Source organism: Streptomyces sp. NPDC104096, assembly GCF_055584385.1.
On sequence record NZ_JBVJMD010000017.1, the window covers coordinates 138,935 to 150,993 of the forward strand.

Sequence of the window (12,059 nt, forward strand, 5' to 3'; positions counted from 1 at the left end):
CAACCCCTCACTGCCGACCCACCAACGAATCTGACGGTCCGTCAGTTCAAGTTAGGTGGTGCTCACCTCGACCGCAAGGGGCAGCCGGACGGTTCCCTCCCGTGGCCCCTGCGGACCGTGTCAGGTGTTCCAGGACTCGTCGTACGGGTCGTGCGGCACCGCCACCGGCTTCGCCGCGATGACCTCGATGAACGGGATCGGACCGTTGTTGACCGGGTCCTTCGTCCGCCGGGCGGTGTAGGTGCCGGTGATCCGGAGCCAGGTGTCCGGCTGGAGGACCGGCGGGATGTGGCCGGTCAGGCCGACCTTGACCGGTTGGGCGTCCGCGGCACAGCAGTTGAGGGCCATCCGGACCAGGTACGGGGTGCCGTCGCGGTCGAGGGCCACGAAGCCGGTGAGCTGGATCCGGCGGCCGGCGAGGGTACGGCCGTGGTCGTAGACCGCCCGGCCCGCGTAGTCGACCACGCCGAGGCGCAGCGGGTCGGCCGCGGGCAGCGGCGGATAGGCGAGCGGCTCCTGCAGGGCCGTACCCGTGCGGGTCGCGCTGTAGGAGCCGAGGGCGGGCGGGGCGACCAGGATGAGGGCCAGCAGGGGAAGGATCAGGAGCCACGCGACCCGGGGCTCGCGGTGGACGTGGCCATGGAGGTCGCCGTGAGCGGCTTCGGCCGCGGAGGCTTCCCCCAACGTTCCGGCCGCGGAGGCCTCCGCCGGCGTTCCGACCGTCGCGGGTGCCTTCGGCGTCCCGGCGGCAGCGGGTGCCTTCGCGGTCCCGGCGGCAGCGGCCGTCGCGGACGGCTTCGCCGCTTCCGCCGCCGCGGGCGTCTTCGCCGCGCGGCGCTCGTACCACGCGGTCGCCAGCGCCGCCGCGATCAGCACCGCGCCCGAGGCCAGCAGCAGCGGCTGGAGGCCCGCCTTGACGTAGCGCAGATAGAGGTCGGTCGCCCCGGCGTGCAGCAGGGCCGCGCCGAGCAGGAACAGGACGGCTGCCTGGGCGAGGCGGTTCACAGGAGCACCGTCCCGGTCAGGACCGCCACGGTGATCGCCAGGACGAACGTGGCGGGGGCGAAGCGCAGGGCGAAGGCCCGGCCGAAGGTGCCGGCCTGCATGGCGAACAGTTTCAGGTCGATCATCGGGCCGACGACCAGGAACGCGAGGCGGGCCGTCAGCGAGAACTGGGAGAGCGAGGAGGCCACGAACGCGTCCGCCTCCGAGCAGATCGACAGCAGCACGGCGAGCACCGACAGGGCGAGGACCGCGAGCACCGGGTTGTCGGCCGCGGTCCGCAGCCAGCTCGCGGGCGCCACCGCCTTCAGGGTCGCCGCCGCCATCGCGCCCAGCACCAGGAAACCGCCCGCGTGCATCACGTCGTGGCGGACCGAACCCCAGAACGCCGCGCCCCTGGTCTCGCCGTGGTGCGGCGCGTGCGCGGGCAGCCGCAGCCAGTCGGTACGGCCCAGGCGCTGCCACAGCCAGCCCATCGCACACGCCACCACCAGGCTCGCGACGAAGCGGGCCAGCACCATCTCGGGGTCGCGGGGGAAGGCCACGGCCGTCGCGGTCAGCACGATCGGGTTGATGGCCGGGGCGGAGAGGAGGAAGGCCAGGGCCGCGGCGGGGGTGACGCCCCGGCGCACCAGCGCGCCCGCCACCGGCACCGACGCGCACTCGCAGCCCGGCAGCACCGCACCCGCCATCCCCGCGACGGGCACCGCCAGCGCGGGACGGCTCGGCAGGGCGCGGGCGAAGAAGGAGGGCGGCACGAAGACGGCGATGGCCGCCGACAGCAGGACGCCGAGGACCAGGAAGGGCAGGGCCTGGACGACCACCGCCACGAACACCGTCGTCCAGCTCTGCATCACCGGCGCGGACAGCGCCCGGCGCAGCGGGCCCTGGAACAACACCAGCACCAGCAGGAGCATCGTCAGCACGAGGGTGGAGTCGGGCCGACGACCCTCCCGCTCCGGCTCGCGGGGCCCGGCATCGGGACCCGGACCGGCATCGGGACCGGGACCGGCATCGGGACCGGCACCGGCACCGTCCTCGGCTCCCGGCGGGGCCGTGTCAGTGATCGCCACGGTCGGGCACCTCCGTTCTCCGCGCTCTCCGCGTTCTCCGCGTGCTCCACATGCTCCGTGTGCTCCCCTCTTCACTACGCGGCCGCGGGGAGCGGTGTTCAGGTCCTGTCTGGAACCATCCGTCCCGGTGAGGCAGTCTTCTCACTCGTGGCGAGCGTTCCGAATCAGGGTCTGCCGACGGACGTCGGCGCGCACATGGTGGTCTGCGGCGACGACGGGCTCGCGCACCGGCTCGCCGCCGAGCTGCGCGGGGTGTACGAGGAGCAGGTCACGCTCGTCGTCCCGCCCGCGCAGCGTACGACCCGGGCGCCCGCGGTCGAACGGGCCAGGGCGGTGTCGGCGGCGCTGCTCGACCGGGTGGTGAGCGCGGCGGTCAACCGGGCCTCGGGCAACGGCAACGGCGGCGGCTCCGGCGGTGAACCCGGCGGCCGCGAGCGGACGTTGACGGCTGACGAGCCGTCCGAGGTCGTGCTGGCCGAGGCCGGCGTGGCGCAGGCGGCCGCGCTGGCGCTGGTGTACGAGGACGATGAGACCAACATCCGCGCGGCCCTCACCGCCCGGCGACTCAACCCCCGGCTGCGGCTCGTGCTGCGGCTGTACAACTGGCGGTTGGGCCAGCACATCGAGGAACTCCTCGACCAGACCGCCGCGTTGGCGGCCGCCGCGGACGGTACCGCGGGCCTGGGCGACGCCTCCACCATCGTGCTGTCCGACGCCGACACCGCGGCGCCCGCGCTGGTGGCCTCCGCCGTCGCCGGCACCACCAAGGTCGTACAGACGGACGGGCTGTTGCTGCGCGCGGTGGACCGGCCGCCGCCGGGGCCCGGCCGGACGGCCGATCCCGGGCTGGCCACGCTCGCCCTGCTGTCCCCGGCGATCGACGACCCGTCGGGCACGGGCGGTTCCGAGATCGCCGGGGAGCACGAACCGCAGCTGCTGCCCGACGCGGCCGCGGTCCGCGCCGCCACCGGGCGCGGGACCGTCGTGCTGGAGCAGGTGTCGTACACCGTGCCGCCCGTATCGGCGTCGGCCGGCCTCGGCAGGGGCGTCGTACCGCCGTTCACCTCGCTGTTCTCGCGTCAGCTACGGCTGTCGCTGGCCGGCCTCGCGGTCTGTGTGCTGGCGCTGGCGGTGGCCCTGTGGCTGACGACCGGGATCCATCCGCTGGGCGCGCTGTATCTCACGCTGCTGGACCTCTTCGCCATCGACGACCCGGCGATCGGGGCGTCCACCGAACGGCAGGTGCTGCAACTACTGTCCGGACTGGTCGGGTTGCTGCTGCTGCCGGTGCTGCTGGCGGCGGTGCTGGAGGCGCTCGGCACGTTCCGCAGCGCGTCCGCGCTGCGCAAGCCGCCGCGCGGGATGAGCGGGCACGTGGTGCTCCTCGGACTCGGCAAGATCGGCACCCGGGTGCTGAAGCGGCTGCGCGAACTGAACATCCCCGTGGTGTGCGTGGAGAGCGGACCGGAGGCACGGGGACTGGCGCTGGCCCGGCGCCTGCGGGTGCCGGTGGTGCTGGGGGACGTCACCCAGGAGGGGGTCCTGGAGGCCGCCAAGATCCATCGTGCGAACGCGCTGCTCGCGGTGACGAGTTCGGACACCACGAACCTGGAGGCGGTGCTGTACGCGCGGGCCCTGCGGCCCGATCTGCGGGTGGTGCTGCGGCTGTACGACGACGACTTCTCGACCGCCGTGTTCCGGACCCTGCGGGCCGCGCACCCCCAGGCGCTCACCCGCAGCCGGAGCGTCTCCCATCTGGCGGCGCCCGCTTTCGCCGGGGCGATGCTGGGGCGGCAGATCCTGGGGGCGATCCCGGTGGAGCGACGGGTGCTGCTGTTCGCGGCGGTGCGGGTGGGCGACCATCCGCAGCTCGCGGGGAAGACGGTGGCCGAGGCGTTCCGGGCGGGAGCCTGGCGCGTGCTGGCCCTGGACCCTACGGGGTCGTGCGTGCCGGCGGGGTCCGGAACGGCTGACGCCAGGCCGGCCTCGCAGGCGGGTTCAAGACCCGCCGAGGCCCGGCAGGGTGAGTCGGGGCTGGTGTGGAACCTGCCCGACACCTATGTGCTGGGGGCCGAGGACCGGGTGGTGCTGGCGGCGACGCGACGGGGGATGGCGGAGCTGCTGGGGCGGCGGACCCGCAGGCAGGACGGGGTGTGACTGCCGGACGGGCCCGCCTCCGTACGGCCGTCAGCCGCCGAGGTGTCTCTCCGCGAACTCCAGCTCCAGCCGTACCTGCTTGATCCGCTCGTCCACGACCAGCGAGCCGTGGCCGGCGTCGTAGCGGTACACCTCGTGCACCGCCGCGCGGCTCTCCAGGCGCTTGACGTAGTTCTCGATCTGGCGGATCGGACAGCGCGGGTCGTTGACGCCCGCCGAGATGTAGACCGGGGCCTCGACCCGGTCGACGTAGGTGAGCGGGGAGGACGCCTCGAAGCGGTCCGGGACCTCCTCCGGGGTGCCGCCCAGCAGGGTGCGGTCCATCGCCTTCAGGGCCTCCATCTCGTCGTGGTAGGCCGTGACGTAGTCGGCGACCGGGACCACGGCGATGCCCAGGGTCCAGGCGTCCGGCTGGACGCCGAGGCCCAGCAGGGTGAGATAACCGCCCCAGGAGCCGCCGGTGAGGACCAGCCGGGAGGGGTCGGCCAGGCCGGAGCCGATCGCCCAGTCGCGGACGGCGGCGATGTCCTCCAGCTCGATCAGGCCGACGCGGTGCTTGAGGGCGTCCGTCCAGGCCCGGCCGTAGCCGGTCGAGCCGCGGTAGTTGACCCGGACCACCGCGTACCCGTGGTCCACCCAGGCCGCCGGGGCCGCCGCGAAGGAGTCGCTGTCGTGCCAGGTCGGGCCGCCGTGGATGTCGAAGACCGTGGGCAGCGGGCCGGTGGCGCCCGCGGGCTTCTGGATCAGGGCGTGGATACGGCCGCCCGGCCCCTCCACCCAGACGTCCTCGACCGGCACCGAGCCCGGGGACTTCAGGCCCGGCGGGTCCAGGACCACCCCGCCGCCCGTCGAGCGGACGGTGGACGGCTCGGCCGACGACGACCACAGGTACTCCACCGTGCCGTCCGGGCGGGCCGTCGCCCCGGAGACCGTGCCGGGCGGCGTGGGGATCCGCTCCAGCGCGCCGGTGGCGAGGTCGTAGCGGAAGAGTTCGCTGCGCGCCTCGAAGCCGTGCGCGATCAGCAGCCCGCTGCCGTCCGGGTACCACTCGGCGCTCACGTCGCCCGGCAGGTCCAGCATCAGGTCGCTCTGGCCGCCGGTGGCCACGTCCCACACCAGCGGCTCCCAGCGGCCGCGCCGCTGGTGGCCGATGAGCAGCCGGGTGTCGCCGTCGACCGGGGCGAAGCCGAGCACCTCCAGACCCAGTTCCCGGGTGCCGCCCTCGGTGTCGTCCAGTTCGGCGACCGCCGTGCCGTCGGGGCGCAGCACCCGCAGCGCCGAGTGCATCGCGTCGCCGTGCTCGGTGTGCTCGACGGCGATCAGCGAGCCGTCGTGCGAGAGGTCGCCGACGCCCGCCGACTCGCGGTGCCGGTAGATCTCCACCGGGGGCTCGCCCACCCGGGCGAGGTGCAGGGTCGTGCCGTCGTCGTCCGTGGAGCGGCCGACGACGGCCGTGCGGCCGTCCCTGCCCAGGGCCAGGCCCGCCGGGTACGACGGGTCCAGACCGGGCGCGGCGAGCTCGTCCTCGCCGCCCCCGAAGGGCTGGCGGCGCCAGACGCCGAACTCGTCGCCGTCCTTGTCGTCGAACCACCAGATCCAGGCGCCGTCCGGGGAGAGCACGCCGTCGGTCGTGCCGTTCGGCCGGTCCGTGACCTGACGCTGCTCGTCCGTCGAACGGTCCCAGGCGTACAGCTCGTACGTCCCGGTCGCGTTCGACACGAACAAGGAGCGGTGCGGTGCGTCCTCCGCCCAGTCGGGCAGCGACACCCGCGGCGCCCGGAAGCGCTTCTCCCAGTCCGGCATCTCCTCGCGCTGTACCTGCTGATCCGGCGAGACGGACCCGTTGCTCTCAGTCATGGCCCCATACTGCCCGTCCCGCGCGCCGATCCACCGGCGAGGCCCCCGGGCCGTGGACAACTTCAGGCAGTCCCTTACCGTTCCGCTCCGCTTCTCTTACCTTTCCCCCCGCCGGGAGGCCGGCCGCTCCCCCGCCGACCGGCCGCGCACGGGCGCCCCGTACCGTGGTCGGTGTGTACCGGTTCCTGCTGACGCCCCGCTGGTGGGGGATCAACCTCTTCGTCCTGCTGGCCATCCCCTTCTGCGTCTTCATGGGCTCCTGGCAGCTGAGCCGGTTCGAGTCCCGGGTGGCCGACCACCGCGAGGCGGGCGCGCAGGCCTCGGCCGACCGGACGCAGGCGGCCCGGCCGCTGGCCGGACTGCTGCCCGTGGACAAGGAGACGTCCGGCGACCAGGTCACCGCGACCGGCCGGTACGGCGAACAGCTCCTCGTCCCCGGCCGTGAGCTGGACGGCCACGACGGCTTCTACGTGCTGACGCTGCTGCGCACCGACGGCGGCAAGGCCCTGCCCGTGGTCCGCGGCTGGCTGCCCGGTACCGCCGACCCGGCGAAGGCCCCGGCCCCGCCGGCCGGCGAGGTCACCGTCACCGGCGCGCTCCAGGCGTCCGAGACCCCCGGGGACAACGGCGTCAGCGCGCGCGGCGGGCTGCCCGCCGGGCAGACGGCGGCGATCAGCGCGGCGTCCCTGGTGAACCTCGTGCCGTACGACGTGTACGACGCCTGGGTCACGCTGAACCGGGGGGACTCGGGGATGAAGGCCGTGCCCGCGGCCGCCGCTGCGGACACCGGGCTGGATCTGAAGGCGTTCCAGAACCTCGGCTACACCGGTGAGTGGTTCGTGTTCGCCGGCTTCGTGGTCTTCATGTGGTTCCGGCTGCTGCGCCGCGAGGTGGAGTTCGCGCGGGACGCGGAGCTGGGGCTGCTGCCCGAGGGGGAGCAGCCGGCGGCCGTCTGACCGGGCCGCCGCCGAGGAGCTCCCCGGCGGCCCGCCGTCACCGGATCCCGCGCCGGGCCCGCACGGCCCTCGGCTACGCCGGATCCCGCGCCCGTCGCCGTCGCCGTTACGACGCTGCCAGCACGCCCGTCCGGTAGACCGTGCCCGCGCAGGCGTTGGACACCGTCACCGAAGCCGTCGGCGAGCCCGCCTCCGGGGTGTACGAGACGACCACACTGCCGTCGGCCGTGCCGTCCGCCCTGAGCAGCTGTGCGGAGGTGCCGGTGTCGCCGCCGGTGGCGGAGCCCGACGCGGCGCTCGCTCCGCTGGGGCTCGGGCTCGGGGCGGGGGTGGTGCCGCCGCTGTCGGTGCCGCTGCCCGCGCCGGTGGTGGGACAGGTCGCGGAGGGCACCCAGGCGAACTTCACCTCGTAGGCGGAGCCGGGCGCGATGGTGAGCTGGGGGACGTAGAGCGACGGGTCGGGCAGCCCGGCCGCCGCGTCGCCCGCGGCATGTTCCACGACGGTGATCCTGGTGACGTCCGCGGCCCCCTGGGCGAGCAGCGCGACGCTGCCGGGCCCGCCGACCGTGCAGCCCTTGGTGGAGACGTTGGCGACCCGGTAGGTGCCGTAGACGACACCGGCCGAGTCGGGGACCTCGGCGGTCGCGCTGCTGGAACCGAGCTGGCCGGCCGCGCAGACGGGGACGGTCTGCGTGTCGGTGGCCGAGGGGTCGGCGGACGCGGTGGCGGTGCCGGGGTCCTTGCTCTGGCCGGTGTCCTCGGTGGCGTCCTGGCCGCTGCCCGAGGTCTTGCCGCCGGTCCCGCCGGAGATGCTGGAGCCGCCGTCCGGGCCCTTGCCCGAGGTGGCGCCCTGCGCCTGGGAGCTGTCGGCCGCGATCGACGGGTCGGCGTCGGAGCCGCCGGAGTAGGAGACGTGCAGCAGGGCCGGGACGGCGGTGCCGACGAAGAGGGCGGCGGCCGCCATGCCGACGGCTGCCTGCCGCTTGCGCGCCCGGCGCGCCGGTACCGCGCGCCGCAGGTGGTCCAGGGTGCCGTCGCGCGGCTCGATGTCCCGGACGGCTTCGTGCAGCAGGCTGCGGAGCGCCAGCTCGCCCGAGTCGAGCCCGGCCGGGCTCTTTTCGTCAGGGCTGTGGTTCACGGTTCCGTTCCCAGCGTGCGATTGCTTCGATCCTTGTTCGTGCGGTGACGTCATCGGCTCGTGCCACGCGTACGGCTCGTGCCGCTCATGGGAGTCCCTGCCCTCGGCTTCTTCCCTCACGCCGTCGCCTCCATGGCGACGCGCAGGGCCGCGATGCCACGGGACCCGTACGCCTTCACCGAGCCCAGCGAGATGCCGAGCGCCTCGGCGACCTGGGCCTCGGTCATGTCCGCGAAGTAGCGCAGCACCAGGACCTCGCGCTGGCGGCGCTGGAGGCCCTTCATCGCCTTGATCAGGGAATCGCGCTCCAGCTGGTCGTAGGCCCCTTCCTCGGCGCTCGCCATGTCGGGCATCGGCTTGGAGAGCAGCTTGAGGCCGAGGATGCGCCGGCGCAGCGCGGAGCGGGAGAGGTTGACGACCGTCTGCCGCAGATAGGCGAGGGTCTTCTCCGGATCGCGCACCCGCTTGCGGGCCGAGTGGACGCGGATGAACGCCTCCTGGACGACGTCCTCGCAGGAGGCGGTGTCGTCGAGCAGGAGCGCCGCGAGCCCGAGCAGCGAGCGGTAGTGGGTGCGGTAGGTCTCGGTGAGGTGGTCGACGGTGGTGCCGGCCGCCACGGAGTCGTCGGCGCCGTCACGCTGGCTCGGGATGCGGGCGGGCCGCGCTGCGGGCACGGGAGAGATCACCGGCATGCCGCCGGGCATGCGCGGCGGTCGGGGCGGGCGCAGCACGATGCCGCGGGGCGCCGCTGGGAGTTCGAGTACCTCTGCCACGCCAGTTGGACACGTTCCCCCCGGTGAGGGTTGTACGTGCCGGGCGTCACTTTCGCGTCGGCCGTGCCGGCCGACGGTCTCGCGTCAGGCAGCACAACGAACGTTGTCTCGATTGCCCTCATGCGTCCCGCTCTTCCCCTATGTCCATACGCGGGCGTCCCCACTCCCGCGCCACGGTGTCCCCACGCCTGGATCACACACGCCCCACACCCGGAAGGGCGACCGCAAAGACGCTCCCCGCCCTCGGCGCGGTTGCGGAGAACGGGGAGAAAATCCTCGGTCGTGCGGGCTCCATGATTCCAGTGGTCCGGACCACTGGTCCAGCCCCACTCGTGTCACACGAACCACACACGCGACACATGGATAGTACAAAGAAGATGGCCGCCGCCAGGCATTTTCCCCGGCGGCCGGCAGGCTCAGCCGAGCTCGGTCGCCACCAGTTCGGCGATCTGCGCGGTGTTGAGGGCGGCGCCCTTGCGCAGGTTGTCCCCGCACACGAACAGCTCCAGCGCGGTGGGGTCGTCCAGCGACCGGCGCACCCGCCCGACCCAGGTCGGGTCCGTGCCGACCACGTCGGCGGGCGTCGGGAACTCGCCGGCGCCCGGGTCGTCGTACAGGACGACCCCGGGTGCGGTGGCGAGGATCTCCCGGGCCCGCCCGACGGTCACCTCGCGTTCGAAGCCGGCGTGCACGGTGAGCGAGTGCGTGGTCACCACCGGGACCTGTACGCACGTCACCGCGACGGGCAGCTCCGGCAGCCCGAGGACGCGGCGGGACTCGTCCCGCACCTTCATCTCCTCCGACGACCAGCCGTCCGCGCGCAGCGATCCGACCCACGGCACGACGTTCAGGGCCACCGGTTCGGGGAAGGGTCCGGTGTCGTCCCCGACGGCCCGGCGCACGTCACCGGGGCCGGACCCCAGCTCGGTGCCGACGACCAGGGAGAGCTGCCGCCGCAGGGTCTCGACGCCCGCCCGCCCGGCGCCGCTCACCGCCTGGTACGACGAGACGGCCAGCGCGCGCAGCCCGAACTCGGCGTGCAGCGCGCCCACCGCCACGATCATGGACAGGGTCGTGCAGTTCGGGCTGGCGACGATCCCGCGCGGCCGCACCCGCGCCCGGTGCGCGTTGACCTCGGGCACCACGAGCGGCACCTCGGGATCCATCCGGAAGGCGGCGGAGTTGTCCACGACCACCACGCCCCTGGCGGCGGCGACCGGGGCCCAGTGCGCGGCGACCTCGTCGGGCACGTCGAACATGGCGACGTCGATCCCGTCGAAGGCCTCCTCCGACAGGGCCACCACCTCGACCTGCTCACCGCGCACGGCCAGCTTGCGGCCGGCCGAGCGCGGCGAGGCGATCAGACGGATCTCGCCCCAGATGTCCGCGTGCTGGGACAGGATCTGGAGCATGACGGTGCCGACGGCGCCGGTCGCTCCCACGACCGCCAGCGCCGGCCGTCCGGAGCGACCGGTTGCGGTCATCAGCGGCCGGTGCCTCCGTAGACGACGGCCTCGTCGCTGTCGGAGTCCAGACCGAAGGCGGTGTGCACCGCGCGGACGGCCTCCGGCACGTCGTCGGCGCGCGTGACGACCGAGATGCGGATCTCGGAGGTGGAGATCAGCTCGATGTTCACCCCCGCGTCGGACAGCGCCTCGAAGAAGGACGCCGTGACACCCGGGTTGGTCTTCATCCCGGCGCCGACGAGGGAGATCTTGCCGATCTGGTCGTCGTAGCGCAGCGAGTCGAAGCCGATGCCCGACCGGTTGCGCTCCAGGGCGTCGATGGCCTTGCGGCCCTCGGTCTTCGGCAGGGTGAAGGAGATGTCCGTCAGGCCGGTCGCGGCGGCGGACACGTTCTGCACGACCATGTCGATGTTGACCTGGGCGTCGGCGATGGTACGGAAGATCGCGGCGGCCTCGCCCGGCTTGTCCGGCACACCGACGACCGTGATCTTGGCCTCGGAGGTGTCGTGCGCGACACCGGAGATGATGGCCTGCTCCACCTTCTTGTCCCCTTGCTTCGGCTCGTTGCTGACCCAGGTGCCCTGAAGTCCCGAGAAGGACGAGCGCACATGGATCGGGATGTTGTAACGGCGGGCGTACTCCACACAGCGGTGGAGCAGCACCTTGGAGCCGGACGCGGCGAGCTCCAGCATGTCCTCGAAGGAGATCCAGTCGATCTTCTTCGCCTTCTTCACCACCCGCGGGTCGGCGGTGAACACGCCGTCGACGTCGGTGTAGATCTCGCAGACCTCGGCGTCGAGTGCGGCGGCCAGGGCCACGGCCGTGGTGTCGGACCCGCCGCGCCCGAGCGTGGTGATGTCCTTCTTGTCCTGGCTGACACCCTGGAAGCCGGCGACGATGGCGATGTTGCCCTCGTCCAGCGCGGTGCGGATCCGGCCCGGCGTGACGTCGATGATCCGGGCTTTGTTGTGGACCGAGTCGGTGATGACGCCTGCCTGGCTGCCGGTGAACGACTGGGCCTCGTGGCCCAGGTTTTTGATCGCCATGGCCAGCAGTGCCATGGAGATACGCTCTCCGGCGGTCAGCAGCATGTCGAACTCACGCCCGGCAGGCATCGGGGATACCTGCTCGGCGAGATCGATCAGCTCGTCCGTCGTGTCGCCCATCGCGGAAACGACGACGACCACCTGGTGGCCGTTCTTCTTCGCTTCCACGATTCGCTTGGCGACGCGCTTGATGCCCTCGGCATCGGCTACGGAGGAGCCTCCGTACTTCTGCACGACAAGGCCCACGTGCGCTCCTCGCTCAGTTTTGTCTGATTTCCCGCACATACGCCGGTGTACTGCGGGGTCGGCTCAGTCTAACGAGCGCCCGAATTTCACCTCCGCGGTATCGCATGGTGAGATGTCCGGCCGCTCGCTCGCACCCGGAAGCTCCCTGCCCGCTGACACCCGCGGCACACCGGCGGGGGACTGTGATCCAGCTTGCAGGGACGACCGGGCGGCCGCCCGGAGGCGGAGCCGGGATCCCCGCCCCGACGCGCCCTAGGGCGTGTTTCGAAAGTAGCGTCGTCCGCCCGAAGGGCGGGCCCGGCGGCGTCTGGTGCGTGCGATCGCAAGGCGGAGGGTCGCCCCGAT

9 protein-coding genes are annotated in these 12,059 nt (G+C 73.1%); 2 read left to right on the forward strand and 7 right to left on the reverse strand.

The window, feature by feature from the left end; translation table 11 throughout:
* Window positions 1–120 precede the first annotated feature (120 nt).
* Both ACZ60B_RS19755 and ACZ60B_RS19760 read right to left on the reverse strand, forming a co-directional pair.
* Window positions 121–1,005 carry a TIGR03943 family putative permease subunit gene (locus ACZ60B_RS19755; protein ID WP_469388570.1) on the reverse strand — a complete coding sequence of 295 codons (885 nt, stop codon included), beginning with the start codon at window positions 1,003–1,005 and terminating at the stop codon, window positions 121–123.
* Window positions 1,002–2,075 (reverse strand): permease, encoded by a 1,074-nt coding sequence (locus tag ACZ60B_RS19760; RefSeq protein ID WP_469388572.1) that lies wholly within the window; start codon window positions 2,073–2,075, stop codon window positions 1,002–1,004. Before ACZ60B_RS19760 ends, ACZ60B_RS19755 begins: the two co-directional genes overlap by 4 nt.
* A 195-nt stretch (window positions 2,076–2,270) precedes the next feature.
* Here ACZ60B_RS19760 and ACZ60B_RS19765 point away from each other — a divergent pair, with 195 nt between their 5' ends.
* Window positions 2,271–4,232, forward strand: a complete 1,962-nt coding sequence (locus ACZ60B_RS19765) for an NAD-binding protein (RefSeq protein ID WP_469388598.1) — start codon at window positions 2,271–2,273, stop codon at window positions 4,230–4,232.
* Between the two features lie 30 nt (window positions 4,233–4,262).
* Here ACZ60B_RS19765 and ACZ60B_RS19770 read toward each other — a convergent pair whose 3' ends face one another.
* On the reverse strand, window positions 4,263–6,089 hold the full coding sequence (locus ACZ60B_RS19770) for a S9 family peptidase (RefSeq protein ID WP_469388573.1): 1,827 nt from the start codon (window positions 6,087–6,089) through the stop codon (window positions 4,263–4,265).
* 173 nt (window positions 6,090–6,262) lie between these two features.
* Between ACZ60B_RS19770 and ACZ60B_RS19775 the strand changes: the two genes are divergently transcribed.
* Complete coding sequence (locus tag ACZ60B_RS19775) at window positions 6,263–7,045, forward strand: SURF1 family protein (RefSeq protein WP_469388575.1); 783 nt, start codon at window positions 6,263–6,265, stop codon at window positions 7,043–7,045.
* A 106-nt stretch (window positions 7,046–7,151) separates the two neighbouring features.
* Here the strand turns inward: ACZ60B_RS19775 and ACZ60B_RS19780 are convergent, their stop codons facing one another.
* The 4 genes from ACZ60B_RS19780 to ACZ60B_RS19795 form a co-directional block, all read right to left on the reverse strand.
* Window positions 7,152–8,183 (reverse strand): hypothetical protein, encoded by a 1,032-nt coding sequence (locus ACZ60B_RS19780; RefSeq protein WP_469388577.1) that lies wholly within the window; start codon window positions 8,181–8,183, stop codon window positions 7,152–7,154.
* 116 nt (window positions 8,184–8,299) lie between these two features.
* Window positions 8,300–8,956 carry a SigE family RNA polymerase sigma factor gene (locus ACZ60B_RS19785; RefSeq protein WP_469388579.1) on the reverse strand — a complete coding sequence of 219 codons (657 nt, stop codon included), beginning with the start codon at window positions 8,954–8,956 and terminating at the stop codon, window positions 8,300–8,302.
* A 416-nt stretch (window positions 8,957–9,372) separates the two neighbouring features.
* Window positions 9,373–10,440, reverse strand: a complete 1,068-nt coding sequence (locus ACZ60B_RS19790) for an aspartate-semialdehyde dehydrogenase (RefSeq protein WP_469388581.1) — start codon at window positions 10,438–10,440, stop codon at window positions 9,373–9,375.
* The gene (locus ACZ60B_RS19795) at window positions 10,440–11,714 is read right to left on the reverse strand and encodes an aspartate kinase (protein WP_162468479.1); all 1,275 of its coding nucleotides are present in this window, start codon (window positions 11,712–11,714) and stop codon (window positions 10,440–10,442) included. The genes ACZ60B_RS19790 and ACZ60B_RS19795 overlap by 1 nt, the downstream gene beginning before the upstream one ends.
* Window positions 11,715–12,059 lie beyond the last annotated feature (345 nt).

What these genes read in the sequence shown, in the direction of transcription:
- ACZ60B_RS19765 (WP_469388598.1), top strand. Translation starts at nt 2,271, where the DNA reads ATGGTGGTCTGCGGCGACGACGGGCTCGCGCACCGGCTCGCCGCCGAG.
- ACZ60B_RS19770 (WP_469388573.1), bottom strand. Translation starts at nt 6,089, where the DNA reads ATGACTGAGAGCAACGGGTCCGTCTCGCCGGATCAGCAGGTACAGCGC.
- ACZ60B_RS19790 (WP_469388581.1), bottom strand. Translation starts at nt 10,440, where the DNA reads ATGACCGCAACCGGTCGCTCCGGACGGCCGGCGCTGGCGGTCGTGGGA.